The following is a 25,813-nucleotide window of genomic DNA, read 5'->3' as shown; positions in this document are numbered from 1 at the left end:
CAGGGATCAGCCGCTCTTACGGTTTTGGATAAGCGTCATGCCTTTCAGTAGGTTGAGGGCTTCATAAAGTTGATAATCATTTTGGGCTAAGCTGCTGTCGGCGCTGGCTGGCGCTTCCGATGGCGTTTCCGATGGCGTTTTTTCAATACGGTCGGTGCGGTCGTTTTGCAAATGGCCGCTCAAGTCGGACTCTTTGATGAAATCGGAATCCGTACCGTCTCCGTTACCGACTTTAAGGGCTTTGAGCTTAATGTCGGGTTCAATGCCAGCGGCCTGGATTGAGCGACCGCTGGGGGTGTAATAGCGTGCAGTCGTCAGCTTGACGGCCGTGCCATTGCCCAAGGGCAAGATGGTTTGCACCGATCCTTTACCGAAGGTGCGTTCGCCCAAGATGAGCGCTCTGTGATGATCTTGCAGGGCACCGGCGACAATTTCCGATGCTGAAGCTGAACCCCCATTCACTAAGACCACCATCGGTGCGTTTTTTAGCAGATCACCCGGCGTAGCTTTAAAGCTCTGGTCAGAACCGTTGCCGCGCCCTTTGGTTTCGACAATCAGTCCGTCTTCCAGGAAATCGTCAGCGACATCCACGGCACCGTTCAAAACACCGCCGGGGTTGTTACGCAGATCAAGCACCAGACCTTTTAAGGGGGCTTTATTTTGTTGTTCGAGTGTGCGCAATTCCTGTTGCAGGCTCTGAGCGGTTTTGGCTTGGAATTGTGTAACCCGCAGATACGCAAATCCTGGTTCCAGCAGGCGGCTTTTGACGCTCTTGACCTGGATTACTTCACGAACCAGCTTGAATTTCAGCGGCTTTCGCACGCCTTCCCGCACGACGGTCAAGGTGATGGCCGTATTGGGTTTGCCGCGCATACGTTGAATGGCATCGGATAAGCCCATCCCTTTGACCGAGGTGTCATCCAGCCGGATGATGAGATCACCCGCGCGGATGCCGGCCCGTTGGGCCGGAGTATCGTCGATGGGGGCGATGACCTTGATAAAGCCGTCTTCCTGGCCGACTTCAATGCCCAAGCCGCCGAATTCGCCAGAGGTGCCTACCTGTAAATCCTGAAACGCCTCGGTATCCAGAAAAGCGGAGTGGGGGTCCAGGTTGCTTAACATGCCACGGATGGCATTTTCCAAGAGAACCTTATCCTTGACCGGCTCCACATAGTCCTGCTTAACGGCATCGAGTACGCCGGTAAACGCCCGCAGCTCATCTAACGGTAGCTTGCCGTTTTCCTGGGGGACTTCTTTATCGGCCCAGACAGTATGCACGGCCGTCAGCGAGAAGCCTGCCAGAAAACTTAAGGCCAGCGCCAGACCGTACCGGTTTGCAACGCTCATCTTCACTCCAAAAATCCTTTCAATGCGGCGAGGGGAGATACGACAACCTTATTTAATCGTTCAAATAAGACAACGGGTTTGGCCTAAAAAATGCAATTTGGCCAGAACATTCGAGAGATAGTTTATTGAGAGACCGCGCCCGCCCCGGCGCTGAATGACATGAAAAGCGTCGGGGCAGGGAGCGGTTGGAAAGGAGTTTTATTTAGCCTTGCCCTGATTGGCAACAGCATCCATCAACTTCTTCAGTTCTTCGGGATCGGCGAGGTAGTAATTCTTGATAGGCCGCAGGTTTTCATCAAGCTCGTACACCAGCGGTACGGCGGTAGGAATATTTAACCCGACAATCTCGTCGTCAGGTATGTTATCAAGATACTTAACCAGGGCACGCAGGCTGTTGCCGTGGGCGGCGATCAGCACACGCTTACCGGAACGGATTGCGGGAACCACGGCATCGTGCCAGAAGGGTAATACCCGGTCGATGGTGGTTTTCAGGCTTTCAGTCGAGGGCAACACGCGCGCATCAAGCTCGGCATAACGTGGATCTTTGGACGGATGTCCTGGATCGTCCGCAGCCAGTGCCGGAGGCGGAATGTCGAAGCTGCGTCGCCAGATCTTGACCTGTTCCTCGCCATGCTTGGCGGCGGTTTCTGATTTGTTGAGGCCGGCTAAAGCGCCGTAGTGGCGTTCATTGAGCCGCCAACTGCGCTGCACTGGAATCCAGGCCAGATCGAGTTCATCCAGCACGATCAATGAGGTATGGATTGCGCGCTTGAGCACCGAAGTGAACACGATATCAAAAATGTACCCTTCTTTTTTAAGAGCCAGACCGCCTTTTTTCGCCTCCTCGCGGCCTTTTTCCGAAAGGTCAACGTCAACCCAGCCGGTGAAGCGGTTTTCAAGGTTCCACTGGCTTTCGCCGTGACGGACGAGCACGATTTTGTACATCGAAGAATGCCTCCTGATTGCAAAGCGGCTTTTGTTGTTATCGGGTTGAGAGCGGTAATCGACCGTTTTCCTGGGCCGCGAACTGTGGCGGCGCGCGGATAGGGTTAAATGTTATAGAAATTCCTCTGAAATAATACGCTGCGCTAGCCGATTGTGCCAGTCGGCACCGCTCGCAAGTTCGCACTATCGTTATATTAGTCTATACTAATATTCGGGTTGGAAAGATCAACGTTATGTCATTCATAATACCAACATGCATGGAGGGGGCATGGCGAGAGAGGCGGTCGATGTTGGCGTTATTCCCACGACCTTTTTGATGATCCATCAGGGAGATATTGAGCGGGCTTCTCGCTCGCTCAAGGCGATGTCGCACCCACTACGGCTGAAAATTCTTTGTACTTTGGGCGATCAGGAGGTCAGTGTGCAGGAAATTGTCGAGGAGGTTGGAACCTCGCAAAGCAATATTTCTCAGCATCTTGCCATTCTGCGCGACAAAGGTATTCTCATCTCCCGAAAAGACGCCAATCGAGTTTATTATCGGATGGGTGATGTCCGTATGCTGCGCCTAATCGGTATGATGCGAGAGGTTTTTTGTGCCCGCGATTGAATGAGCTTGCCGCAGTCTAGTTCGCTAAGGTCAACAGCGGTCAGTTTAATTCCCTACTATCCAAAACTACCTAGTTGAGGTCGTTCATGCACAGCGAAAGGATCATCCGGATTATGGCCGGTTCTTTCATCTTGTTATCGCTTCTGTTGGGTGTGTCGGCCAGTCCGCTCTACCATAGCAGCCATTGGCTTTGGCTTGCCGGATTCGTCGGGCTAAACTTGTTTCAAAGCGGTTTCACTCAGTTCTGCCCGGCAGAGATGATCTTGTGGAAGCTTGGGATCAAACGAGCTGCGGATCTACCTGAATATCCTGCCTCTCAAACGCATCGTTAAGGAAAACTATGAACGATTTCGTTGAGTTTGCCGGGCAGAATTGGCTGCTGTTTCTCGCGTTGTTTGCTGTCATCGGTATGTTGCTGGGGGGGGAGATTCTACGGAAAATCCGTGGTGTTAAAACACTTAACGCTGCTGAGGCGCTGCGTCTACTTAACGATCAAGACGCCTGGATCGTGGATGTGCGGGAAAGCGCTGATTACAAGGAAAGCCACATTCCACAGGCTCACCATATCCCCTTGGCTGCGCTCACTGGACGGCTGGGCGAACTCAGCAAGGCCGGCGATAGGCCGATCATCGTTTACTGCCGTAGCGGGAATACTTCGGAATCGGCGAGCGCTTTGTTGCGAAAGAACGGGATTGCGAATGTTTACAGCTTGAGCGGAGGGTTGACCGCTTGGCTTGATGCTCATCTGCCGGTCACCCGCAAGAAGTAGCGCTACGGTGCTGGGAATTTTGCTCGTAGTGTGCTGTAGCTTACGTTACGAGTGGATTGTTGGGCAGACTGGCGATCTGCCCTGTAAAATGATCGACCAGTCAGGTTTTTCTTGCCTGCCCTACCTCAAAAATGATGATTACCTAATTTAAGGCGTTCCGCATGACCGAGCAATCGCAGGTTTCCCAGCATTTCGATATTCAGAAGATTTATCTCAAGGATGTATCTCTGGAAACGCCAAATTCTCCAGCGATTTTTACCGAGCAATGGCAACCGCAGACCGAAGTACGACTGGACACGGGAGCGGCCCCAGTGACCCAGGATATATTTGAAGTTGTGCTGACCGTCACTATCACCTCCAAGCTTGGTGAGCGCACCGCCTATTTGGCCGAAGTGCAGCAGGCCGGTTTATTTACTTTACGCGGTTTCGAGGATGGACAAATGGGCCACATGCTGCACGCATTTTGCCCAAATATCCTGTTTCCTTTCGCTCGTGAAGAGCTAAGCTCGTTGGTCACCAAAGGTGGATTTCCGGGGGTGTTGCTCAATCCGATCAATTTTGATGGCCTGTACATGCAGCGGCTACAACAGCAGCAAGCGGCGACTGCGGGCGGTGCAGCGGCACCGCATTGACGCATGACCACCGCCGCGACAGTCGCTGTCCTGGGAGTGGGTTCCTGGGGTACCGCGCTGGGACTGTTATTGGCGCGCAATGGGCATACAGTACGCTTGTGGGGCCACGATCCGAAGGAAGTTGCCCCTCTGGTTGAGTTTCGGGAAAACCGGCGTTATCTGCCGGGGATTCCCTTGCCCGTGACGCTGAGTGCCACAGCCGATCTGGCTGCAACACTGACCGGATCGGACCTGGTGATTGCTGCGGTTCCCAGCCAAGCCTATGGAGAAACCCTTGCCCAGCTACGACCCTACCGGTCAAGCGCCGGTGGGTTTGCTTGGGCGACCAAAGGTCTTGAGCATGGTACGGGTCGTTTTCTACACGAAGTGACTGAGCAAATATTAGGCCAGGGTTGGCCGGCGGCAGTGATCTCCGGCCCTAGTTTCGCTCGTGAAGTGGCGCTCGGTTTACCGACCGCTGTCACGGTAGCCGCACGGGACTATAGGTATGCCCGTCAAGTGGCGGCTTTATTGCACGGCTCTAATTTGCGCGCCTATACCAGCATTGATGTCATCGGCGTCGAGTTGGGTGGAGCGATTAAGAATGTGTTAGCCATTGCTGCTGGAATCGCCGATGGCTTGGGGTTTGGCGCTAACGCCCGGGCTGCCTTGATTACACGGGGTTTGGCGGAAATGGCACGCCTGGGTTTGGCGGTCGGTGGCCAGCGAGAAACCTTTATGGGACTGGCCGGCATTGGCGATCTGGTCTTGACGTGCACGGATGATCAATCACGCAACCGCCGCTTCGGATTGGCCATTGGCCGTGGTGAGACCGCCGCAGCGGCGCTGATAGCTATTGGCCAAGTGGTCGAAGGCGTGGTAACGGCGCGGGAGACGGTACGGCTAGCCCAACAGTATGGGGTGGAAATGCCTATCGCCGAACAGGTTGACCGGGTTCTGCACCATGCTCAAGATCCCCGGCGAGCGGTGGAGAGTCTGTTAGCACGCGATCCAAAACCAGAACTTTGAGATTTTTCTGAGTGACCCGCTTTGCTTTTAGGTGATGCAGTCATCTAAAAGCTGTGGGCTTTTTAACGGTGATTCACCCTCAGAGCCGGTATAAGCCTGTGGCCAGCGTGTTTTGACCACCGGGCTGTCGCTAGCCAAAGCGTGGCAGGTGTTCAGAACCGGCGGCGGTGCGCGATCTTCTGCCGCTTTGGCCTCATCTTCATCGTAACGCTTGCCGTATACGGTCTGAAACATGGTGGTAGCGACCGGACCCAGCAATTCAGTCATGTGGGTGCAGCCGTTTAACCCGGCGAATAATTCTCGTAATTTGAGCGACCAGCCCGGCCCGATACGCTCACCGATCAGCAGCCGATAGCGACGGGTGATCGTGGGGCAGAGGCTAAACGGCGAACTGTCGGTGCAAGCTTCGATGTCGTGAATTCGAAATTGTGGATCGACGGTTAGCCGAATCCACATATCGTGCAGCGGCTCACCGGGTTGAATTTGCCCGCCGCGATCCTCGTTGGGAAAAGCGTAGGTTTTCGTGTCGATCATCCGGCCTTCGATGTCCCACAGGCCGTCTTCGCGCTGGTAACCCCAGCATTGAACGACGCGATTGTGGAGTAACTGTCGGGCAGCGGGGGTGGAGAGGGGCATCGTATTCTCCAGAACAACTCTCGCGGTCAGTCAAAATAAGTGCCGTCCATCAGATGCGCTAAGCGATTTGCTACGTCATCCAGTACGACCTGTTTTTGTGCGGGATTGTAATCCCACCATGCCGCGATTTCATCCAAGGTTCGCAGACAGCCATCACAGAGTTGGGTTTGGGGGTTGATAGTACAGATTCCGACGCAAGGCGAAGGCGGATTGCTGTTGGAGTGGGCGCTATCGGTGATAAAGGCCATTTTTCGGTAGATTTTACTGGCAAGATCGCGGCTCAAAATCCCTGGAAGTGCTCTGATGGGCAAACTACGCAATGAGGTCAGCCGCGAAGATTTTAGGGAGTTTTCTTTATGGGTTATCGAGTGTGCTGGTCAAGGCACGCGCTGGCGCGCTTTGGTCGGGTGGTGGTGATCCGACCCTCGATTCTATGGTGGTTCAGTGCTCCCCGCCATCTTCGCGGCTAATTTTTTGAATAAAATTTATAGTGGATGCACACCCGCCAAATGTATTGGCTTACGATAGAGCTAGTTCGTTAATCGAAGCAGCTTGGATTTGTGGAACGATTGTTGAAAATCATCATGATCGCAAAATAACGAAACCGGCGGAAGGTCGTAAATAGGGGCAAACCCCTATGATCAACCCCTACAGATGTTCTTTCACATAAGTTATGGAAAGTGTCAAAATAAGCGCATGAGCGATGCGGATTATTCTCGTTGGACGTTCTTAACCAGTTTAACCTTACAGTGAGTATTGTTATCCAGGATGATGAGGTTGTCCACTTATCTTCTTGGACAGGGTGTACATCCAGCACCGGTCCAGACCGTAGGAGCAAACATCATGTTGACCTATCAAGATTGCATGGAGCTAAGCGATCTCACTGAAGATGAAATTGATGCTATCGCGCGGCACGAGCGGTTGCCAGAAATGGCGGCATTGGAAATGGGTAGTTATCTGGTGCATACACAGGAGGGTATCCCGATGATTAAACGTATTATCCTGGAGGATATTGAGGAGGCTCGACGCCACGGACACCCCGATAGGGCTTTAAAGCTAAAGTTAGTGCTAAAACATTTCGTGAAAACCCATCCGAAGAACCAGGCCGAAGCGTGAGCAAAAGCGACCTATCAAGCGGACTTGGCTTCTTTGTAGTGATAGCATTATGAACTGCCTTGGGCTAGGTTGGTGCCTAATAGCCCTAGTACTTCAGAGGAGTTAGCACGCCGTAGAGGTCGGCCATCGACCGGGCTGCGTGGTGCCTCGCGTTCGTCCAGCAGCCCGAAGACCGTAAGTTCAATGCATGTATCATCAGCCGTAAAGCGAAACACCGGACGTGAAGCATAGACACCGTTGTTCGCTTTGAGGCGGCGTGTAGCGCTTTCCAGGGGGATGCCATGATCCATGAGAAACATCAAAACATCTTTTGGCGTATCGGCAAACAGGTGGAGTTGAATGTCAGTGTGCGGGCCGGCGGTGCCGATCAACACGGAGCCAACTAACTTGGGGCGAAATCTTGCGAGGAAGCGCATTGCCTCCAGCGCGGTTTGCCGCAAGCTACGCAAATGTATTTCGTGGCCGGCCGCGTGAAAAAACCGCTGGTAGTCGATTAGGGCTTGTTGGATCTGAACGTTATCTGGTAGGGCGGCTTTATCCGATACGCCTAACCGTAGCGCGGCCTTGCGTTTGGCGACCCCAAAATCCTTGATGCCTTCTTCAGCCATGAGTCGGGCGCATTCCTGAGTAAGCAAAATCTTAAGTCGATGGTGGTCGTGATAACGGCGGGCCATGATCATATCCAGGGCGGAGTGTGGGCGGTTCGTGAAGGGTACAGCGACCATCCCGCATCGGTGCGCTTGGCAGAAAGGGGCAGCTATCCCCGAATGGTATGCGGTCGTCGCGCATTATCATCAAAATGGTGTGAAACTTCCCGACGTATGTGGGTCGTTGTTTGCTATATTCATACGGTACCTTTGGTTCGTCCAGTCTGAACTAGTTGAGGATGCGAAATTGGCTCTGTTCAAGCGTAAGGAACCCGTTTTGGGTATCGACATCAGTCCTTCGGCGGTCAAGCTGATCGAACTGAGCCGTTCTGGTCCACGGTTTCGTGTCGAAGCTTTCGCCATTGAACCGTTGGGTGAAGGTATGATGGAAGATCGGAATATCGCCGATCCGGGGGAAATGGCCGAGGTGATTAAAAAGGCTTGGCGCCGATCCGGAACTCGCCTACGCCGAGCCGCCGTCGCCGTGCCCACGTCAAGCGTGATCACCCGTGCTGTGCCGATGCCGCTGGAGTTCAAGGAAAGCGATATTGAAGTTAACATGCCTATCGAGGCATCTCAGTATATTCCTTATCCGATTGAAGAGGTGTATCTGGATTTCGACGTGAAGGGGCCGTCTCAAAGTAATAGAGACATGCAGGATGTGATGCTGGTGGCCTCCCGCAAAGAAAATGTGGACACACGCGAGGCCGCGCTTAAAGAGGCTGGCCTGATTCCGGTCATCGTCGATGTTGAGGTCTATGCACTGGAAAACTTATTTCGCTTGATTGCGGATAGTTTGCCAAAGAGTGGCGGGGAAGGGGGGCAGATCAGCCTGACCAAGGCGCGCGAAGGTCTCACGGCATTGGTCGACATTGGCACTAATATTACGAATTTGTACGTTCTCCAGGGAGGCCGAGTCATTTTTGCTCGTGAACAAAACTTCGGCTCCGATCAGTTGACTCTTCGGATTGCTGAATCCTATGGCCTGCCCCGAGACCAGGCTGAGCAGATGAAGCGTACGGGCCAAACCGATGATGAGTTCGCTGCCACCATCTTAGAACCCTTCAAGCAGATGCTCGCTGAACAAATCGGCCATGGGCTGCAATTCTTTTTTTCCTCTGATCAGTTTGTGTCAGGCCACTATAATGTAGATACAATTGTTTTAGTGGGTGGGGGTGCCATGATCGTGGGACTGGATCGGGTAGTAGGCGATGTGCTTGGAATAGCGACAGTTGTTGCTAGCCCATTTAAGAGCATGGGGAGTGCCGCAAAGGTTAACAGTAGCGCTCTATTGCGTGATGCGCCGATGCTGGCAGTTGCTGGGGGGCTCGCTCTAAGGAGCTTCGACTGACATGACCCGCATCAATTTGTTGCCTTGGCGAGAGGCGCGTCGCGCCCAGCGACAGCGTGCGTTAGCTTCCATGCTGATCGCAGCGGCCCTAGTCGCGATAGGGATTGGTTTCTTGGTGTATACCGAGATTGATCGGCGCATTACGTTCCAACAGGAGCGCAACGACTATCTGCGTGGTGAAATTGCCCGTCTTAAAAAAGCAGCTGAGGAATTGCAAGAACTGCAAAAAACCAAAAACCGGCTTGTGGAACGGTTGAGTGTTATTCAAAAGCTACAAACCAGCCGGCCCGGCATGGTGCGGATGCTGGATAAGTTAGTGAGGTTAGTTCCACAAGATATTTATTTAACAGAATTCAAAACGTCTAATAATCAGATAGTCCTGAAGGGAATGGCTAAGTCCGATAATGTGATTTCGGATTTCATGCGCACTATTCGAAATTCTGAATTATTTGGTGAGCCAGCCTTACAGGTGATTGAGACCCGAAATGTGAATAACATCCAAGCGCGTGTGTTCGATCTAATCCTTCCGCTTAAGTTGGATGCAGAAAAAGCTGTTGCGGGAGGTAAGACATGAATCTTTCCCAGATTAATCTTAATGATATCGATTTGCGGGAAGCAGGCGATTGGCCGCTAGTCGGTAAATTGATACTGGCTGTTTTGATTATGGCAGCCGTGTTAGGAGCCGGTTACTATTTTTTCGTTAGCGATCAACTTGTGCAACTGGACAAGATTACTCAAGAAGAGCAACAGCTTCGACAGGAATTTACCGAAAAACAGAGGGTTGCCGCTAATCTCGAGTCATTCCGCTCTCAGCTCAAGCAGCTCGAAAGTGATTTGCAGGTCATGTTAGGTCAGTTGCCTACTGGCACTGAGATGCCGGAGCTACTGGAAAATATATCTGATACGGGCAAAAGGAATGGTTTGGAATTTGATCTGTTTAAGCCAGAAAATGAACAACCGCGAGATTTTTATGCGGCCAAACCGATCACGATTAAGGCCAAAGGTAGTTATCATCAGTTCGGTGCATTTGTAAGTGGGGTGGCTGCTTTACCTCGTATTGTTACTTTAGATAATGCGATATTTACTGCTGCTCCATCCTCTAAGGACCCTAAAACTGGAAAAGGGCAAAATCCGGGGCAGTTGAATATTCAGGCTACTTTACAAACCTATCGCTACATGGAAGAAGGGGGTGGAGCGGTTGGCGGCGGGCAGCAAGGAAAGGGCCAAGGAACGGGAGGCGGCAAAAAATGAGCGCGTATTTTCGTCTGGATTCCAGCATCTCGCGTGGCGTTTTCCGAGTGATAGCGGCTCTGGTGGTTTTGTCAGGTTGCGCACAGCAGGATTTGACCGATGTACAGCAGTTTGTAGAAAAGACCAAACGAGAAACACCGATCAGAAAACCCGATCCGCCACCTGAAATCAAGCCGTATACTCCGTTTGCTTATACTGCACAGGGTATCAAGGATCCCTTTATAATTGCGCCTTTCGCGCAGGAAGAGGAACTAGAGATTACTCAGGAAGCGGCGGCACGGGTGGGCAATTATAATGGTATTAGGCCTGATCCAAACCGGGTTCGCGAGGAGTTGGAAAAGTACTCGCTAGGCTCTCTCAAAATGATGGGTACCTTTCGAATGGGAGGTGCTAAGGAGTTGTGGGGACTGGTTCTTGCTCCAGATGGGGTGGTGCATAGGGTCCAGAAAAATAATTACTTGGGTACCAATCACGGCAAGATTCTCAATATTACGGAGCAGCGGGTGGATTTGAAGGAGATCGTTCCGGATGGGCCCGGACGCTGGCAGGAACGGGATGCGTTCCTGTCGCTTACCCAATAATTGAGGGGGAAGTGCGATGACGAGCAGGTCCATAAGCGAAGGCCAGCATCACCGGTGGTCGGGGAATCGGTGGTTGCTGCGATGCTTGCAGAGGGTGGCCCTGGTTTTAGGGTTGGTAGATTTAGGGGGATGGACTTCGTTGGCGGTCGCCGCCGATGTGCCCGGCAACCAGCCCATATTGCAGGGAGTGGATATCAGCCCCTTGGCAGGGAATCGGCTACAGGTCAAGTTTCGGTTATCGGAACCACCCAAAGGCCCTCCGAGCAGCTTTACCATTAACGATCCGGCTCGGGTCGTATTGGATTTTATCGGTGTTAGTAACGGCTTGAAATCTCGCCAACAGTCTATCAATGTGGGCGTGGCCGATAAGATTAGTGTTCTCGAAGGGGGGGACCGTACCCGCGCTTCACTGAACTTGGCACGCTTGGTTAATTATAACGTGCAGATTCAAGGTAGTGCTGTCTTGCTGACGTTGGATAATGCTGGTACGACAGTCGCCAAGACCCCAGCAGCTACGCCGGCCGCCTCGGTGGCAGCGGCGGCAGCAACGCGTCGGGTGGAGGCCCCGGTGGTGACTCCACGCAATATTGGGGATGTCAACTTCCGGCGTGGGCCGGCTGGACAAGGGGTAATAACCGTCAAACTTTCCAATCCCGGTATTGCGGTGGATGTTCGTCAGGAAGGTAACCAGATTTTGGCCGATTTTCAGGGCGCGGCGCTACCGCGTGGCCAACAACGGCGACTGGATGTGACCGATTTCGCTACTCCAGTGAAAGTCGTTGAGGCTCTCAATCGTGGTAATAATGCGCGGCTTAATATCCAACCCAACCCGCCATTTGAGTACCTAGCCTATCAAGCCAATGACCTCTATGTAATTGAAGTACGCCCGCCACAGAAGACAGCGGAAGCGGAAGAAAAGGAAACGATGTTCGATCCTTCTAAAAAGAAATACAAGGGGGATCTATTGTCGCTGAATTTTCAAGATATCGAAGTGCGGGCGATCTTACAGATCCTGGCGGATTTTACCGGTCTCAACATTGTGGTCAGTGACAGCGTGAAGGGCAATCTCACCTTACGCTTACAAAATGTTCCTTGGGATCAAGCTCTGGACATTATCTTACGCACGAAGGGCTTGGCCATGCGGCAAAACGGTAACGTGGTCTATATTGCTCCCACCGAAGAGGTGGCTGCCCGCGAGAAGCTCGACCTGGAATCGCATAAGACAGTGCAAGAGTTGATCCCGTTGCGTACTGAGATCATCCAAGTTAATTACGCGAAGGCTGGAGACATAGCCCAGCTGCTGAAGAGGAAAAGTGGTGACAAGACTCAAGAACAAAGCGTTCTATCACCGCGTGGCGATGTAGTGGCCGATGAACGGACCAATAGCCTGATCGTCAAGGATGTACCTGATAAACTGGCTGAAGTTCGCGATTTGGTAACTAAACTCGATATGCCTACCCGGCAGGTGTTGATTGATTCCCGTGTGGTTATCGCTAGTGACGATTTTAGCCGGAATTTGGGAGCAAAGTTTGGCGTGAGTGGCGTTCAGCAAGCTGGTAGTGGTATCAATGCGGTGAGTGGTACCACCACTGCCACTAATACGATGGTGAACAGTGCCGTTAGCAACTTGAGCAGTAATGGCCAGCCATTCCCGGTTTCAGTGCCGGGCTTGGCAGATCGGATTGGCGTAAATTTGCCTGCTGGCGGTACTAGCTTAGCTTTCGCGATCTTGAGATCCGACTATCTGGTTGATTTAGAGTTGTCGGCTTTGCAGGCGGAAGGTCAAGGTGAAGTGGTCTCCAACCCGAAAGTGGTGACCGCAGACTTGAAGAAAGCTACCATCCTGCAAGGCCGTCAGATTCCTTATTCGACCGTAAGTCAACAGGGCACCAAGATTGAGTGGAAGGATGCATTCCTTAAGCTCGAAGTGACACCACAGATTACACCAGATGACCGTGTTCGTATGGATCTATTGGTGTCCAAGGATGAGGAAGGGGCGCTAGTAACAGTGAGTGGGGTGCAATCCGCAAGTATTGATAAGCGCGAAGTTTCGACTCAAGTCATGGTCAATAACGGTGAGACCGTCGTTTTAGGTGGTGTATTTGAACAAACGAAAACCACTAACGTCAGCAAAGTGCCGTTGTTGGGTGATGTCCCCCTGTTAGGGTATCTTTTTAAGAACACGAAGAAAGGTGACACCAAACGCGAGTTGTTGATTTTCGTAACTCCGCAGATCCTAAAAAATGGTGCTGTTGCCGAGCGTTGACCGAATGCTTTGAATATCGTGGGAGACTGAAAACCATGCGAATATTTTGTGAGGATTTAATGAAAAGGTTTTTGACCTTTGCTTTGCTGATGGGGGTTTCTATTGGTTGGTGGGCTGGGCCTGCTAGCGCCGGTGGTTTTTTTAGCCCTAATTCCACAGTCACTATCGAGATAACAGCCGACAAAACAACCTTACCCGCCAATATTTTTAATGTCGGTCCCAGTATTGGTGGGACGTATACAAATACTGTAACCGTCATTACCAAAAAAAACGGTAAACTCTATGCTGCACCTAATATAGCGATCACTATTTCATCAGGCCTTCCAAGTGGCGCGCTCTACTATTTGGATGGAAAAGCAGAACATCAGAAATGTCCAACAGGGGCAACCTGTCCTCCCACAGTACCTGCAGATATAGCCTTTCGCAGTTTAACTTTTGAGAATACCACTGGTGTGGTAACTGCCCATTATCATTCTGAAAGTACCCCTGGAACAGTAGTTTTAACTGCGACAGTACAGGACCCGGTTACGCAGCAGGTGGCCAGCGCCAATGTGACGATTCAAGTAGTTGGTGGTACTGGAACTATCAATAGCGGCACTCCCGGAGTCGTCAAATTTGTCATGGATAGGTCGCCAGTTTATATCCAGAACAATCCAATCGGTACCACTGGTGATATAACCCAGAATACTTCCAAGTTATTTCAGATTTTTGTGCAAGATGATTTCGGTCAACCGATTAAGACCGGTGCTGGGCATACGCTGCGGGTGGAGATGCTCTCCAATCGCCCAAATGGTGGTGAATGGTTAAGCGCCACTGATTCCAAGGGTAATGCACAGGAAGGAGCCAGCGTTTTCGCCGACTTGGTGGGTGGTGTGGCTACGCTAGCCTTTCACAGTGGTGCGTTACCTGGTACCGTCCTGATTTCAGCAACTGCTGATCGCCGTGATAACAATGTCGATAACGGCATCCAAATGGCGATTACCAGTTATGCTATGGTGGCGATTGGGACGGGGCAAATTGCGTCGCTAAATTTTACTGGACCATTAGCTGATGCTGTATTTGTCCGCCAAAATAATCTGGTCTTGATTACTGGAAGTCTATGCGGTAGCCAAACCTGTGATACGGTATGGAATGGGGTCTATAACCGCGTTGTTTCCGTTGTCGCTGCCGATCCTTTCGGTAATCCACCACCTGCAGGTACGCCGATTACCTTCCGTTTGATCGATGGTCCGTTGGACATGCTACAAAACCGCTATCCGGATCAAGGGCATGGTCAATTCGCAATTACTGGTTATACAGGCGATCCGAAAGAAGGGGATGTCGAGTTTCTTGCTCCTAATCGAGTGGCCAAACGGATCGCCGCAGATACGCTGAATCCATTTGTGGTACCGAATGGCGTGTCGTATGCGATTGCCGATCCACTGTGCTTGTTGATGTTGCAGGACCCGGAAAGTGTTCTTGCCAAGGAAAGCCGTTTGGAATATCACGTCGGTAGCAGAGTGATTACCGGACGGGCAGGGAACAAACTTTTCGTCAATGCCCCATTCAACCAGGTTAGCCAGAATGTGGGTGCCAATGTTTGGTATACGGTTGGTTGCCCGCCTTACAAGGGCAATGTCGCGAATTTCGGTACCGGTGAAGTTACGGTATCTACTGACGCAAATGGGGTGGCTAGCACAACTATGAATTATCCGGCCAGCCAGGTCGGTAGACGGTTCATGGTAGCCGCTGAAGCAGCCGGTGGTAAGGTCGGCGCGGTGCTGAGTCACTGGTATTTGGGAACTCCCGATGGCAGCATCTTGGCGCTTATTAAGCCTGTGGAATTAGTCTCGCAGGTTCAACCTACCGTCGGCGATGCAACATGGCCACCAGTCGTTAAAGTGACTCACAATATGGATGCTGGTGGTACGCTTGAATTGCCTATCACTCTCCAACTGCTAGATGGTGGTGTGCAGTCGGGAGGCAAACTGGTGCGTACCCCTGTTCCGGGTGTTCCGATTAATGTGGATGTCGTGATTAACGATCCCTCGGAAGCGAGCGCGATTGCTGCGGAAGAAGCGATGGCTAAAGCACAAGTAGCATTTGATGTGTTCGTTGCCGCCAATCCGGGGGTCTGTGATTTAATCGTGCAATCGGCTGATAATCCCACACCTGTAGAGAGAAATCCGACAAAATGCGCCACGCAAAAGGCTTTGGCGAGTACTTTGGATACTGCAAAGACCACTGCGGTTCAGGCACGCGCCGTCGCCAATTTGCATACGCCCACCGCGTCAGTGGTTCCAACACCTTTAGCGAGTGGCGCTAACGGTTATGTACAAGCTGTTTTGAAAGTCAGCGATCTGCCTACAGATGGCAGCGTGGATTTCTATTTCTCTACCGTTGGTCCGGAGGTCCGCAGCGAGACCCTCCAGATTACCGTGCAACCGACTAAGGCAGCAGCAACGCCATAGCCACTCGTTTTTTGCTTGCTCAAAAAGCCGACGGTAATCCCGTCGGCTTTTTGTTAGGGTCTGGCTCAGCCTTTTGCCAAAAAATCTGACTTACTTGTCAGCAGAAATAGCTAAACGGGTCTTGGCAACTAGGAGGTTCTATACTGCTGTTATCTTCGATGACGAGGCGGTGCCAGAGGGCGAAGTTGAACAAGGCCCAAAGCGATCCGCTCCGATCTCCACGCTGTTGTTGGCGTTTGATCAAGCAGCGGACAGCATCCGCCTCGAACCAAGCAGCGATACCGGGTGAAACTGCCAAAGATTGAGATAATTTATCTAACCTTTGGCCTTGAAGCCAATCTCTGATCGGGACGGTAAAACCTTTCTTGCGACTCCAAAGATGTGCTTTGGAAAAAAAGCGTTCGCCCCATAGCCGCAGCAAGCGTTTACCGGTTCGGCCTTCGATTTTCAGGGAATCCGGCAGGCCGAGACCGAATTCAACCAGGCGATGGTCAAGAAAAGGAACTCGCCCTTCCAAACCCCAGGCCATCAGCATCCGATCAGCCTTAATCAGCAGATCATCCGGCAACCAGGTCCTTAGATCGACATATTGCATTCGCATCAGTCGGGTCCAGCTCGCAGGTGGCTCATTCCAGGCGTGGGCGAAGGGTGTCCGCCAGTGGTCCATCGCTTCTAGCAGCTCAGGTTTGAATAAGCGCGCGGCCTCACTGGAAAATAAGCCCGTGGTGCGGAAACCGCCTGTACCGGGATTTCTCAGCGTAGCTAATAATCGTTTGAGCGGGAGTACACGGTAGCGACCGTACCCGGCAAAGATTTCATCTCCGCCTTCGCCGGAAAAAATCACCTTAAGTTCTGCACTCGCACGCTCGGCAAGCAAAGAGACCGGCAAGTTGGCATAGTCGGCGGTAAGATCATCAGCAGCCCATACAGTATGGGGTAAGCATTCCAGCAGATCTTCGGCGTTTACTTCATAGGCTGTGTGGTGGGCGCCGATTTGAGCGGCAACCGCCGCTGCCGCCGCCAGCTCGTTATGAACTGAGGTGCCTGGAAAACCAATAGAGAAAGTCCGCAAAGGTTCCTGAGTATGGCGTGAAATCATCGCTGCCAGGAGGGAAGAATCGACGCCACCAGAAAGGAAAAGCCCAAAAGGCACATCGCTGCGCAAATGAATTTTGATAACCTGTTCAATCAGATGGTCAAAATATTCCAGGGCTTCGCTACAGGATAAATCCAGCGGTGTCGTGTGTAGGGGTGACCAGTAGCGGCGTTGGTGCAAGAGGCCATCTGAACCTATTTTTATCAATTCTCCTGGCCCAATTTTGCGAACGCCCGCTAATAAGGTGTAGGGAGCGCAGGTAAAATTGTTTTGCAAATATTGGGCGAGGCCGATTGGATCGACTTCGGGGCGAGTCAATGAGGGCAACAGCGCTTTCGGCTCTGAGGCGAAACTCAACCCTTCCCGGTCAAGCGAGAAGTAAAGCGGCTTAATGCCCAGCCGATCCCGAACCAGTAGCAGTTGCTGACTTGCCAAGTCATGCAGGGCAAAGGCGAACATCCCCAATAGGTGATTGAGAAAATCCTCGCCCCAACTTTCGTAAGCGTGCAGAATTACTTCGGAATCGGAGTGAGTAGCAAAATGATGGCCTAACCTCTCCAGTTCCTCGCGCAACTCCAAAGCATTGTAGATTTCGCCGTTGGCTACCAGGCAAAGGCTATGATCTTCGTTGTAAAGGGGTTGTGCGCCCGCCGCGAGATCAATGATAGAAAGTCGCGTATGTGCGAGTCCTACCCGTTCGCCTCTGTAAAAACCCTGGCCATCAGGACCTCGGTGCGCCAGCCGCTGGGCCATTTCTGTTAGGCGTGCGTGATGGCCATTGGGTGCTTTCAGGTAGTAGCCGGCGATCCCGCACATGATATCTTTGAACTCCGCGAATCGCCGCCTGGATTGGCGACGCGGCTATGATAGCTGGATTGAGTACATACAGTTATCAGGATTGCTGGTTACAATCGGAACATGAACCTAACGGATCAACCAGTAACCCAGTCACTGCTTGCGGATGATCTCGGATCAGATGAGCGGATGGGCTTCTAACGAAACATAATCGACCGATGAAACTGGCATCTTTGGGACGAACATTGCTGATTCAACCGTTACCGGGTATCGGCGATATGGTGTGGCACTTACCACATATTCATGCCCTGGCGCGAACTGCTGTGGACGGGCAGATTGATGTGCTAGCCAAGCCACGTTCGCGTGCTGATCAGTTGTTGGGGGCAGATTCTAGCGTGAGGAGAATTTTATGGCTGGAGCGCGATGCTGGGCTGCATTCGGGTTGGATGGGTACTAGGCGCCTGGTGGCTTTGTTGCGAAGTGGTGACTATCGCCAAGTTTGGCTGTTGCATGACAGCGCCCGTTACGCCCTGTTGGCTTGGCTGGCTGGTATTGTGGAGCGCTTCGGCTATGGCTTCGGCGCGCAACGGTTATGGCTAAAAAAACCCGGTCTGCCCTCAAAGTACCGCTATGATCATCCGATCACGAAAGCCAATACCCTGCTAGATCTCTATGGTATTTCCCGAATCGCTGGTGACGAAAAGCTTTGTCTTGATATACAGAAACGCCAGGAAATTACCAGCCGATTCGCACACCTACCTCAGCCTTGGATTGCGCTTGGAATCGGGAGTAGCGAGTCCTGGAAGCAATGGGGTGAGGCAAATTTTGTGGCACTTGCCGGTGAGATTAATCGGCGCGGCTGGGGATCACCGATCCTGATCGGCGGTGGCCCGCGCGAGGCTTCGCTCGCAACTCAGATCGAGGCTAAAGTACGAGACGCCGGAGGGAGTATCCTCAATGGCGTTGATCTTACCGTTGCCGAAACTGCCGCCTTGATCAGTTGCACTCGGCTCTATATCGGTAATGATACTGGATTCTTAAATGTGGCGGCTGCGTTAGGCATCAATGCGTTAGGTTTATTCGGTAGTTCGCCACCCTTGTCCTACTCACCCTTTATCCATGTTATTGCACCGGGTGACGGGCGAGGGTGCGATTATCATTCCCGAAATATGGCAGGAATTGCGGTTGAAGTCGTCGTGCAACGCGCAGCCCGCCTGTTAGTCGGCTAATGAGGGCCAATTTTTATTAATGGAGTCGTGTAGTCGGCATAAGATTTTTCCTCAAGTAGAGGTGAATCCAACAGGATGTTTACGCTGCGCTTGAGGGCTGATCGCCGGTCATTGGTCAGATAGACCGCGCGGGCCAGCTCAATAAATTCGGTATCGAAGGCGCTGATCGCTTCCTTAAGGCGGATTTTATCTTCAATATCCCATAACGCTTCATTGACGGTTTTCAATTCGCGCGCTAAATCGCCAAGATCTGCTGCACCGTAACGTGAAGCAGACCAAATGGTCCTTAGCAGCGCCAGCTCGTGGCGGATGTTAGTTAGCTTGGTGGCGGATTCTATCCGCTCCGCTTTGATTTCCAGAATGGTGAGTTTGTCTAGAAATTCACCGGGCGAAACAGGAGTATCTAAGCTCATGATGGCACGTATGGAGGCTGAGCGAAAGTGACAGGAAGCCATTATACAAGACGGACTGTGACCGCGTTGGCGGTGTTTTTCTTAAGGTGGGGTTGGCTTTTGATTGCGGTTTTGCCGCTAACGCAACTCGGAGGCCGCGCCCTGTTTAATGTACTCGCCAGCATTTACGGTCTTTGGGGATTGCTCAGCTTATGGGGTTGCGCACGACGGTTGGATGTGACGACCACGCTGTTATATGTGGCCATGTTGGCCATTTTTCTCCTGGGAATCCCCATGGCGGTCGATCCCAAGGAGGGCCTGAAAGTCTGGGCCGGATTTCTAGCGCCAAGCCTCGCCCTATTGCTAGTACAAGTGGCGCTATGGGAACCTGCCAACACGCCTGATCGCTTATTGGATAGCATTGCTCTGTTTGGAAGCCTGACGCTGGCCGGGTTGTCTATCACGCTGTGCTACTACGGGTTCGAATGGTCCGGTCAGCCATTTGACCCGAGAATCCAACTGCGTGAAGATGAATTGCCATTTCTGTTGCCGTTCTTGCTGAGTTGGTTCTGGTGGCACTGTGCTGGCTCTCGACGTTACTTGGGGATGGCGGGATCTGTCGCTGCCGTGTTGGCCTATGTGGTTATTTCCGGGGGGCGGGCCGCATTTTTGGGGGTCGTTATCGCACTGCTCGTGTTCGGTAAGATCCTGCTCGGCTGGCGTCTTCGCTGGCTGATTGCGTTGGCTGCTGTCGTGTTAACTATCATCATTGTTGCCGACGCTGGGTTGTTCCGTAGATCGGACCTAGATCCCCAGCATCCTCTGAACGCCTTTACGTCTGGTCGATCTGCCTTGTGGCGGCAAGCACTGGCGCATCCTCCAGAACGACCTTGGCTCGGTGTGGGGTTGGGTAATGGCCGCTACGCTACAGAAACGCTCAGCTTCGAGTTAGGGGGTGTCCAAAAGCGCGTTCAGCATTTACACAATTTTGTCCTGGATGCCTGGTATGAGACGGGCATTTTGGGGGCAGGAAGCTTGTTGGCGCTCATCAGTATGGTTTTTTGGCGGCTGGTTCGCCGGTGGGTCTATCTGATACCGCAGGACCGGGAACGGGCTGGTGTGCTGTTGGCCGCCGCTCTGGCGATCTTAGGGACTGCGATGCTAAGTTTCTCTTACACATCGCGGCACTTTTCCTATCTGTTTGTTTGTCTCGGAGGGTTGCTTTACTTGAGTGATCCTTCCAGGGAAGTGCCTGCTAAAAAGCTTGATTCGGACGCATCATTTCCCTAGGAGGTGGTGGTATAGATCGAGGTAAGCGCTGACTATGGTCTGTTCACTATAAGCGGTATGCACTTTTCGATAACCGTTGGCTGCGAGATAATCCCGCAACAAGGCATCCGTCAGTAGCAGTTGCATGGCTGCTGCTAGGGCGGCAGGATCGGAAACCGGGACTAACCAAGCATCTTCTTGATGTGCCGCAATTTCCACTAGGCCCACCGTGCGGGTCGCCAGAACCGGGCGGCGCCAAGCCCACGCTTCGAGGATAACGTTGCCCAAGGGTTCATGTCGCGAAGGGCAAATGATTAAGTCAGCTAATTCCTGGAAGAGGCCAGCATCCTGTTGCCAACCGGTCCAACGCACGCGCTCAGCCAAGCCTAATTGCCCACACAAGTGCTTGAGTTGTCGCTTGAGCGGGCCATCGCCAATGATGGCCAGATAGATGGGCTGCCCAGCGAGCGTGGTGGGTAGCGTAGCAAACGCAGTGATTAGATCCTCAAACCCTTTGACCGGATGCAAACGACCTACCGCGACGATCAGCAAGGCATGGTTCGGAACCCCCAGTTCTTGGCGGCGGTGCATGAGTACCTCTGCTGGACTGGGTTGGCGCGGCAGAATGAAATTACCGATGTGAAACACCCGTTGGGCGGGCAGGCCGTTGCGGATTAGGTAGTCGCAGATTCCTTGGGTATTACCAATCCAAGCATGGGCGTGGCGGTAACCCGTGAGGTTATAGTAACCTCCTAACCGGGCGACATGGACGCAGTGTTTATAGTCCGGCAAATGCGTTAACCGGGTCGCTCGTCCCATGTAAGTTTGCACGATTTCTGGGCGATACTGCTGAATTACTTTGCAGATTTGCCAACGGGACCATAGATCCCAAATCCCACGCATAGGTATGGGGGCGCGAGAAATTTCCGGAGAAAGCGCGTTGAGGATCAGACTATCGGGATGGGTGATTGCTAGCGTAGTGTGGCCTCGCTGATGCAGAGCGTTGACTAGGCGTGCATAAAAAAGCTCGGCACCACCCAGCAGCCGACCGCCGATCACATGGGCCGAAGGAATGGTGTTGATCGAGCTGGCCTCGTTGCAAGCAGAATCGTTGGACATGCCAAACCAATCTAGAGTTATCGCAAAGCGATGTCGTGCCAGGTCGTGGAGGAAAGAGGTGCTCAATATGCTCAGATTAGCGTGAGCTTTAGGTTGTTACATGGCCAATAAGCCGCTTTCAGTGTTTGTCACCACTTACAATAATGGCCGCACTTTGCCCGCCTGTCTGGAGAGCGTCAAGTGGGCGGACGAGATCATCGTGCTGGATTCGTTCAGCACCGATGATACGCTTGTGGTTGCGCGCCGCTATGGCGCATTGATTTCACAGCAGATGTTCATCGGCTATGGTCCGCAGAAACAGAGTGCTTTGACGGCAACGACTCATGATTGGGTGCTACTCCTTGATGCGGATGAGGCGTTGTCGCCTGACTTGCAAAAGGAGTTACGTCAAGTTCTTGCGGATGGACCAGTGGCGGATGGTTATGAGATGCCACGCCAGGAACAAATGTTTTGGCGCATGTACCATCCTGGCACGCGAATGAATTATTACTTGCGCTTGTTTGATAAACGCAAAGGCCTCATCGACGACATGCCGATTCACGCTGCACCCAAAATTCAAGGTAGCGTCACTCGGCTTAGCTCGCCGCTGTACCATTATGGTGAGACCAATATCCATACCAAGGTTGAAAAGATCAATGCTTACTCAAGTGGTTTAGTAGCGGACAAGGTACGGAAACACCGCTGGGGAATCCGGTTAATCATGATCGTTTATCCCCCGCTTTTTTTTATCCGTAGTTATCTCTTTAAGCGTAACTTTCTAAATGGTTGGGCCGGCTTGATCAACTCGGTGATCGCCGCTTTTTACGTTTTTCTCAAATACGCCAAGCTGTACGAACATTATCAGTTCGCAAAATACGGCAAGGGCTTGTTACCTGATGATGCTCCACCCCTACCAGGCGAATATCAACCCGGTACTGGCGAAGAGACCTGAGAGCCGCGTGGTAGCGTGATGGCTGGATTAAAGGCTGTTGGCTATACCGTCTGCTGTAGGTGGCGTAACACGAGCGCGGGCGTGATCATCGCCATACAAGTGTGGTGAGTGCAGTTTTTAAAATAGCAGTTGCGGCACGGTAAATCTGCTTGTAGGGCGGTCACGTTGTCTCCCAGCGGCTTGACTCGGTTCGGGTCAGTCGGCCCGCAGAGAACCGTCATTGGCGTGGTCGTCACGGCAGCTAGGTGAGCGGTACCGGTATCATTCGCAACGATGAAGCGCGCCGTCTCGCATAACGGTGGTATATCAAGAATCTGAGTTTGGCCACAAAGATTCACTAACCAGGAACCACATAACGCAGTGATCTGCGCACATTCTTCGATTTCATCGGGACCGCCGATCAACGCGATACGCTCTATTCCCTCGTGATGTAGCCGATTTGCCAGCGTAGCGTAGCGCGTTGCTCCCCAGCGTTTGAGGTACCCATGAGGATTACAGCCCGGCAGAAAAATCGCATAACGGTTCGGCTGCAAGTTATGCGTGGCAAGAAGTTGTCGGGCACGCTCACGATGATGGCCTGCGATGTGCAAAACAGGTCGTGGTGTTGCGGTAGGAATACCCCCAGCCTGTAAGGCGGCACGCATTCGGGTCAAAATGTGGGTGGAGCGCGGAAATGTTTCTGGAAAGATATTGTAAGGCCATTGTCGATTATTGCCGATCCGATAGGGGACTCGCACGCCGCTTAACTCAAGTAGGGTGAGCAAGATTCGGGAGCGATCATTCGACTGGAGATCAATAATCAGATCGTAGTGGCCTTGGCGCACTTCATGAAGCCATTGGCGCATGGCAGCGAGCGGATGGCGCGAGTCACGCAGCTTGATAGCGAAAACTCGCTGAAATCGCGGATCTCCTAGAAAAAGTTTTTCCCAGGCTGGTAAGGTATTGAGGTGAATCTCCTGGTTGGGAAATGCCTGAGCGATATCCTCAAACAACGCGGTCGCAATGATCACATCCCCCATAGCGCTCCATTTGATGATCAGGATACGGCGAATGGTGGGATTGGTGGGGAGATGAACAGGCTCAGACATGAGGGCAGGACGGATCTATCAGTATGGACTGGTCTTGCCGGGTGGTTGGGTTTTGAAACGACGGTGTACCCAGAAGTATTGCTCAGGCGCTTGCCGGATATAATCTTCCAACAGTGTATTGATCCGCCGGGTATCGGCTTCCACGTCGCCGCTGGGGAAATCCGTTAAGGCCGGTAAAATAGTGATTTCGTAACCGGCAGTTCCGGGTAAGCGTTTGGGAAAATAAGGTACCACCGCCGCTCCGCTCATCGTGGCTAGCCGCGAAGTGGCCATTACCGTACAAGCGGTCACGCCGAAGAAGGGAACAAAAACACTGTTACGGATGCCGTGATTCTGATCAGGAGCGTACCAGACGGCACGCCCTTTTTTCAAAGCGCGTAACAGCCCTCGAAGATCTTCGTGCGGCAGCGGTGGCAAGCCAGAGCGCCGCTCGCGTTCACGACGCATCACCATTTCATAAAGCCGATTTTTATGGGATCGATACATTGCATGAAACGGATGGTGCCAAGTGATGAAGCGCGCACCCAGCTCTAGCAGGGTGAAATGCCCCGTCAATAGAATAACCCCACGGCCACGCGCTAAAGCGTGTGTGAGGTGTTCGACACCTTCAACCCGTGCTAAGGACTGCAATTTTTTATCTGAAGCCCACCAAGCCATGGCCGTTTCAAATAAACCAACGCCCAGGGCCATAAAATGCTCATCCAGCAGGACAGCCCGTTCGTTCGGGGATAGTGCTGGAAAGCATAATTCAAGGTTGATAGCAGCAATCCGGCGCCGCCGCTGCGCGATTTTTCCCAGTAATCGGCCAATTTGTTTACCAGCAGCCACTTGCCAGTGAAATGGCAGGGCTGCCATGATTTTCATGAGGCCCAGCCCCAGCCAGATGAGCCAGTAGGCGGGTCCCAAGAAGCGCCAACTGAATAGTTTGGAGCGTGCAGTGGCGATTGTACGGTTATGCATGAGCCGTTATTGTAAACGGCCCTGACACGACAGACATCATCTTGATATTTGCCTATAGCGGCTGGAGGGCGGTCGATGGCCTCAAATTATTTAGTCACTGGTGCAGCCGGTTTTATTGGTAGCCATTCTGTCGAATGGTTGCTTGGTCAAGGACATGCCGTGATTGGGATCGACAATTTACGGACAGGTCATTTGGAGAATCTCGCGAACGCACGCAGTTCGCCGAATTTCGAGTGGGTGCTTGCCGATGCTGGGGATGAAGCGGCGATGCGTGCCTTGTTTGCACAGTATCATTTTTCGGGTGTGCTGCATCTGGCTGCTTTAGTGAGTGTCCCCGAAAGCTTCCGTGATCCAGGCCTTAACTGCCACTTGAATCTAGTCATCGCCGAGCGGATTGCCCGGCTTTGTTTAGAGTTTGACTGTAAGCGCCTAGTCTTTGCCTCCTCGGCTGCGGTGTACGGCTCAGCCGCTACCCTGCCCAACCGAGAATCGGCCGCACCGCAACCACAATCTCCCTATGCAGCCGCTAAACTAGCTGCTGAGGTGATGCTCTTAGGGTATGCCGCCAGCTTTGGCTTAGAAGCCATATGTTTACGCTACTTTAACGTCTACGGTCCACGCCAGGACCCTAAGTCGCCCTATTCAGGGGTGCTATCGATTTTTACCGACCGATTTCAGCGTGGCTTGCCGGTGACTGTTTATGGCGATGGCGGACAGACTCGAGATTTTATCTCAGTACGAGATGTTGCGCGTGCGAATGGCCAAGCTTTACTGGGTCACCCTGTCGTCAGTGGAAGATATAATGTTTGCACCGGTCTTGGAGTTTCTTTGAACGACGTTTTATCTATTTATCGCGAAATCTTTGCGACGGCTCCTCCAGCCGAATACTCTGAGGCTCGCGTCGGTGATATCCGGCACTCGCTTGGCGACCCTAGTCTGTTGAATAATATGTTGAAATTTCAAGCTAACCTCTCCTTTTCGCAAGGTTTACATGAGTTGGCTTTAGGAAGCGGTGGCGTTAAGTGAATTTAAAAATATTAAATATCAATAGCTTATAAAGATGCTTTTGTGTTTTTAAGTTGCTTTTTTTTCTGGCGCTGGATTAAAGAATAAAAGTTTTCAAAAATACTTGCTGCGTCATAAATTATGGCTATAATGGCTGTCTCGCCACCATAGAGGTCGGCAGGAACAACAGGAAGTTAAAGCAAGTTACGCCTAAGGACTCGGCTTTCTCTTTAAAACTCAGGGGTTGTTGGGGGGAGTTTGCGAGCCGAGAGGCGCGCGGGCGACCTTCGTAAGAAATTAGGAGCAGTCCTAATAGACTTCTG

General features: G+C 52.2%; 26 protein-coding genes. 16 read left to right on the top strand and 10 right to left on the bottom strand.

Translation table 11 applies throughout. The annotated features are described in order from the left end of the window. Positions 1-6: 6 nt before the first annotated feature. Both BN873_RS06315 and gpmA read right to left on the bottom strand, forming a co-directional pair. Positions 7-1,347, bottom strand: coding sequence for a S41 family peptidase (locus BN873_RS06315; protein WP_048671841.1), 1,341 nt, complete (start codon positions 1,345-1,347; stop codon positions 7-9). A gap of 198 nt (positions 1,348-1,545) precedes the next feature. Further along, positions 1,546-2,292 carry a 2,3-diphosphoglycerate-dependent phosphoglycerate mutase gene (gene gpmA / locus BN873_RS06310; protein WP_048671839.1) on the bottom strand — a complete coding sequence of 249 codons (747 nt, stop codon included), beginning with the start codon at positions 2,290-2,292 and terminating at the stop codon, positions 1,546-1,548. A 316-nt stretch (positions 2,293-2,608) separates the two neighbouring features. Here gpmA and BN873_RS06305 point away from each other — a divergent pair, with 316 nt between their 5' ends. From BN873_RS06305 to BN873_RS06285, 5 genes are all read left to right on the top strand, one after another. Then, positions 2,609-2,899 (top strand): ArsR/SmtB family transcription factor, encoded by a 291-nt coding sequence (locus BN873_RS06305; protein ID WP_082161134.1) that lies wholly within the window; start codon positions 2,609-2,611, stop codon positions 2,897-2,899. 86 nt (positions 2,900-2,985) lie between these two features. After that, the gene (locus BN873_RS06300) at positions 2,986-3,231 is read left to right on the top strand and encodes a YgaP family membrane protein (RefSeq protein ID WP_048671833.1); all 246 of its coding nucleotides are present in this window, start codon (positions 2,986-2,988) and stop codon (positions 3,229-3,231) included. Positions 3,232-3,239: 8 nt separating this feature from the next. Next, a complete protein-coding gene (locus BN873_RS06295) occupies positions 3,240-3,668 on the top strand; it encodes a rhodanese-like domain-containing protein (RefSeq protein WP_048671830.1) in 429 nt (142 codons plus the stop codon). A gap of 161 nt (positions 3,669-3,829) precedes the next feature. Further along, positions 3,830-4,300, top strand: a complete 471-nt coding sequence (secB, locus tag BN873_RS06290) for a protein-export chaperone SecB (protein WP_048671828.1) — start codon at positions 3,830-3,832, stop codon at positions 4,298-4,300. Positions 4,301-4,303: 3 nt separating this feature from the next. After that, complete coding sequence (locus tag BN873_RS06285) at positions 4,304-5,308, top strand: NAD(P)H-dependent glycerol-3-phosphate dehydrogenase (RefSeq protein ID WP_048671826.1); 1,005 nt, start codon at positions 4,304-4,306, stop codon at positions 5,306-5,308. A gap of 27 nt (positions 5,309-5,335) precedes the next feature. Here the strand turns inward: BN873_RS06285 and BN873_RS06280 are convergent, their stop codons facing one another. Continuing rightward, the gene (locus tag BN873_RS06280) at positions 5,336-5,944 is read right to left on the bottom strand and encodes a DUF2889 domain-containing protein (protein ID WP_048671824.1); all 609 of its coding nucleotides are present in this window, start codon (positions 5,942-5,944) and stop codon (positions 5,336-5,338) included. 26 nt (positions 5,945-5,970) lie between these two features. Beyond that, entirely contained in the window at positions 5,971-6,192 is a 222-nt protein-coding gene (locus tag BN873_RS06275; protein ID WP_048671951.1) for a DUF1289 domain-containing protein, read from the bottom strand. A gap of 595 nt (positions 6,193-6,787) precedes the next feature. Between BN873_RS06275 and BN873_RS06270 the strand changes: the two genes are divergently transcribed. Continuing rightward, a complete protein-coding gene (locus BN873_RS06270; RefSeq protein WP_048671822.1) occupies positions 6,788-7,060 on the top strand; it encodes a hypothetical protein in 273 nt (90 codons plus the stop codon). A 47-nt stretch (positions 7,061-7,107) separates the two neighbouring features. Here the strand turns inward: BN873_RS06270 and BN873_RS06265 are convergent, their stop codons facing one another. Then, the gene (locus BN873_RS06265; RefSeq protein ID WP_048671819.1) at positions 7,108-7,734 is read right to left on the bottom strand and encodes a hypothetical protein; all 627 of its coding nucleotides are present in this window, start codon (positions 7,732-7,734) and stop codon (positions 7,108-7,110) included. Positions 7,735-7,954: 220 nt separating this feature from the next. Between BN873_RS06265 and pilM the strand changes: the two genes are divergently transcribed. From pilM to BN873_RS06235, 6 genes are all read left to right on the top strand, one after another. After that, positions 7,955-9,058 (top strand): type IV pilus assembly protein PilM, encoded by a 1,104-nt coding sequence (pilM, locus tag BN873_RS06260; protein WP_071244039.1) that lies wholly within the window; start codon positions 7,955-7,957, stop codon positions 9,056-9,058. A 1-nt stretch (position 9,059) separates the two neighbouring features. Next, the gene (locus BN873_RS06255) at positions 9,060-9,632 is read left to right on the top strand and encodes a PilN domain-containing protein (RefSeq protein ID WP_048671812.1); all 573 of its coding nucleotides are present in this window, start codon (positions 9,060-9,062) and stop codon (positions 9,630-9,632) included. Further along, a complete protein-coding gene (locus BN873_RS06250) occupies positions 9,629-10,309 on the top strand; it encodes a type IV pilus inner membrane component PilO (protein WP_053085254.1) in 681 nt (226 codons plus the stop codon). Before BN873_RS06255 ends, BN873_RS06250 begins: the two co-directional genes overlap by 4 nt. Further along, a complete protein-coding gene (locus BN873_RS06245; protein WP_048671810.1) occupies positions 10,306-10,890 on the top strand; it encodes a pilus assembly protein PilP in 585 nt (194 codons plus the stop codon). Before BN873_RS06250 ends, BN873_RS06245 begins: the two co-directional genes overlap by 4 nt. A 139-nt stretch (positions 10,891-11,029) precedes the next feature. After that, positions 11,030-13,156: a type IV pilus secretin PilQ gene (locus BN873_RS06240; RefSeq protein WP_048671807.1), complete on the top strand. Its 2,127-nt coding sequence runs from the start codon at positions 11,030-11,032 to the stop codon at positions 13,154-13,156. Positions 13,157-13,215: 59 nt separating this feature from the next. Beyond that, positions 13,216-15,606 (top strand): hypothetical protein, encoded by a 2,391-nt coding sequence (locus tag BN873_RS06235; protein WP_139031653.1) that lies wholly within the window; start codon positions 13,216-13,218, stop codon positions 15,604-15,606. A gap of 97 nt (positions 15,607-15,703) precedes the next feature. Here BN873_RS06235 and asnB read toward each other — a convergent pair whose 3' ends face one another. Further along, entirely contained in the window at positions 15,704-17,518 is a 1,815-nt protein-coding gene (gene asnB / locus BN873_RS06230) for an asparagine synthase (glutamine-hydrolyzing) (RefSeq protein ID WP_048671803.1), read from the bottom strand. Positions 17,519-17,715: 197 nt separating this feature from the next. Between asnB and BN873_RS06225 the strand changes: the two genes are divergently transcribed. After that, positions 17,716-18,726, top strand: coding sequence for a glycosyltransferase family 9 protein (locus tag BN873_RS06225; RefSeq protein WP_048671800.1), 1,011 nt, complete (start codon positions 17,716-17,718; stop codon positions 18,724-18,726). Here BN873_RS06225 and BN873_RS06220 read toward each other — a convergent pair. Further along, positions 18,723-19,139 (bottom strand): DUF6165 family protein, encoded by a 417-nt coding sequence (locus BN873_RS06220; RefSeq protein ID WP_048671946.1) that lies wholly within the window; start codon positions 19,137-19,139, stop codon positions 18,723-18,725. The genes BN873_RS06225 and BN873_RS06220 overlap by 4 nt on opposite strands. A 99-nt stretch (positions 19,140-19,238) precedes the next feature. Here BN873_RS06220 and BN873_RS06215 point away from each other — a divergent pair, with 99 nt between their 5' ends. Next, complete coding sequence (locus BN873_RS06215; protein ID WP_139031652.1) at positions 19,239-20,408, top strand: O-antigen ligase family protein; 1,170 nt, start codon at positions 19,239-19,241, stop codon at positions 20,406-20,408. On the opposite strand, the gene BN873_RS06210 is transcribed toward BN873_RS06215, so the two are convergent. Beyond that, positions 20,397-21,506, bottom strand: a complete 1,110-nt coding sequence (locus tag BN873_RS06210; RefSeq protein ID WP_048671795.1) for a glycosyltransferase — start codon at positions 21,504-21,506, stop codon at positions 20,397-20,399. The genes BN873_RS06215 and BN873_RS06210 overlap by 12 nt on opposite strands. Before the next feature lie 100 nt (positions 21,507-21,606). Here BN873_RS06210 and BN873_RS06205 point away from each other — a divergent pair, with 100 nt between their 5' ends. Then, on the top strand, positions 21,607-22,437 hold the full coding sequence (locus BN873_RS06205; RefSeq protein ID WP_071244029.1) for a glycosyltransferase family 2 protein: 831 nt from the start codon (positions 21,607-21,609) through the stop codon (positions 22,435-22,437). Between the two features lie 41 nt (positions 22,438-22,478). Here the strand turns inward: BN873_RS06205 and BN873_RS06200 are convergent, their stop codons facing one another. Both BN873_RS06200 and lpxL read right to left on the bottom strand, forming a co-directional pair. Then, positions 22,479-23,525 (bottom strand): glycosyltransferase family 9 protein, encoded by a 1,047-nt coding sequence (locus BN873_RS06200; protein ID WP_053085253.1) that lies wholly within the window; start codon positions 23,523-23,525, stop codon positions 22,479-22,481. An 18-nt stretch (positions 23,526-23,543) separates the two neighbouring features. After that, positions 23,544-24,485, bottom strand: a complete 942-nt coding sequence (gene lpxL, locus BN873_RS06195) for an LpxL/LpxP family Kdo(2)-lipid IV(A) lauroyl/palmitoleoyl acyltransferase (RefSeq protein WP_048671789.1) — start codon at positions 24,483-24,485, stop codon at positions 23,544-23,546. Between the two features lie 75 nt (positions 24,486-24,560). Here lpxL and BN873_RS06190 point away from each other — a divergent pair, with 75 nt between their 5' ends. After that, positions 24,561-25,511 (top strand): NAD-dependent epimerase/dehydratase family protein, encoded by a 951-nt coding sequence (locus tag BN873_RS06190; protein ID WP_048671787.1) that lies wholly within the window; start codon positions 24,561-24,563, stop codon positions 25,509-25,511. Positions 25,512-25,813: the final 302 nt, after the last annotated feature.

Origin of the sequence: Candidatus Competibacter denitrificans Run_A_D11, assembly GCF_001051235.1 — a bacterium.
Taxonomy (GTDB): Bacteria; Pseudomonadota; Gammaproteobacteria; order Competibacterales; family Competibacteraceae; genus Competibacter_A; species Competibacter_A denitrificans.
Note: the sequence above shows the minus strand (reverse complement) of the source record. Positions and strands in the feature narration are given on the sequence as shown.

Bases quoted from the DNA above. Each gene is read 5' to 3' on its own strand.
- BN873_RS06315 (WP_048671841.1), bottom strand. From the start codon at position 1,347: ATGAGCGTTGCAAACCGGTACGGTCTGGCGCTGGCCTTAAGTTTTCTG.
- gpmA (WP_048671839.1), bottom strand. From the start codon at position 2,292: ATGTACAAAATCGTGCTCGTCCGTCACGGCGAAAGCCAGTGGAACCTT.
- BN873_RS06305 (WP_082161134.1), top strand. From the start codon at position 2,609: ATGATCCATCAGGGAGATATTGAGCGGGCTTCTCGCTCGCTCAAGGCG.
- BN873_RS06300 (WP_048671833.1), top strand. From the start codon at position 2,986: ATGCACAGCGAAAGGATCATCCGGATTATGGCCGGTTCTTTCATCTTG.
- BN873_RS06295 (WP_048671830.1), top strand. From the start codon at position 3,240: ATGAACGATTTCGTTGAGTTTGCCGGGCAGAATTGGCTGCTGTTTCTC.
- secB (WP_048671828.1), top strand. From the start codon at position 3,830: ATGACCGAGCAATCGCAGGTTTCCCAGCATTTCGATATTCAGAAGATT.
- BN873_RS06285 (WP_048671826.1), top strand. From the start codon at position 4,304: ATGACCACCGCCGCGACAGTCGCTGTCCTGGGAGTGGGTTCCTGGGGT.
- BN873_RS06280 (WP_048671824.1), bottom strand. From the start codon at position 5,944: ATGCCCCTCTCCACCCCCGCTGCCCGACAGTTACTCCACAATCGCGTC.
- BN873_RS06275 (WP_048671951.1), bottom strand. From the start codon at position 6,192: ATGGCCTTTATCACCGATAGCGCCCACTCCAACAGCAATCCGCCTTCG.
- BN873_RS06270 (WP_048671822.1), top strand. From the start codon at position 6,788: ATGTTGACCTATCAAGATTGCATGGAGCTAAGCGATCTCACTGAAGAT.
- BN873_RS06265 (WP_048671819.1), bottom strand. From the start codon at position 7,734: ATGGCCCGCCGTTATCACGACCACCATCGACTTAAGATTTTGCTTACT.
- BN873_RS06255 (WP_048671812.1), top strand. From the start codon at position 9,060: ATGACCCGCATCAATTTGTTGCCTTGGCGAGAGGCGCGTCGCGCCCAG.
- BN873_RS06250 (WP_053085254.1), top strand. From the start codon at position 9,629: ATGAATCTTTCCCAGATTAATCTTAATGATATCGATTTGCGGGAAGCA.
- BN873_RS06245 (WP_048671810.1), top strand. From the start codon at position 10,306: ATGAGCGCGTATTTTCGTCTGGATTCCAGCATCTCGCGTGGCGTTTTC.
- BN873_RS06235 (WP_139031653.1), top strand. From the start codon at position 13,216: ATGAAAAGGTTTTTGACCTTTGCTTTGCTGATGGGGGTTTCTATTGGT.
- asnB (WP_048671803.1), bottom strand. From the start codon at position 17,518: ATGTGCGGGATCGCCGGCTACTACCTGAAAGCACCCAATGGCCATCAC.
- BN873_RS06225 (WP_048671800.1), top strand. From the start codon at position 17,716: ATGAAACTGGCATCTTTGGGACGAACATTGCTGATTCAACCGTTACCG.
- BN873_RS06220 (WP_048671946.1), bottom strand. From the start codon at position 19,139: ATGAGCTTAGATACTCCTGTTTCGCCCGGTGAATTTCTAGACAAACTC.
- BN873_RS06210 (WP_048671795.1), bottom strand. From the start codon at position 21,506: ATGTCCAACGATTCTGCTTGCAACGAGGCCAGCTCGATCAACACCATT.
- BN873_RS06205 (WP_071244029.1), top strand. From the start codon at position 21,607: ATGGCCAATAAGCCGCTTTCAGTGTTTGTCACCACTTACAATAATGGC.
- BN873_RS06200 (WP_053085253.1), bottom strand. From the start codon at position 23,525: ATGTCTGAGCCTGTTCATCTCCCCACCAATCCCACCATTCGCCGTATC.
- lpxL (WP_048671789.1), bottom strand. From the start codon at position 24,485: ATGCATAACCGTACAATCGCCACTGCACGCTCCAAACTATTCAGTTGG.
- BN873_RS06190 (WP_048671787.1), top strand. From the start codon at position 24,561: ATGGCCTCAAATTATTTAGTCACTGGTGCAGCCGGTTTTATTGGTAGC.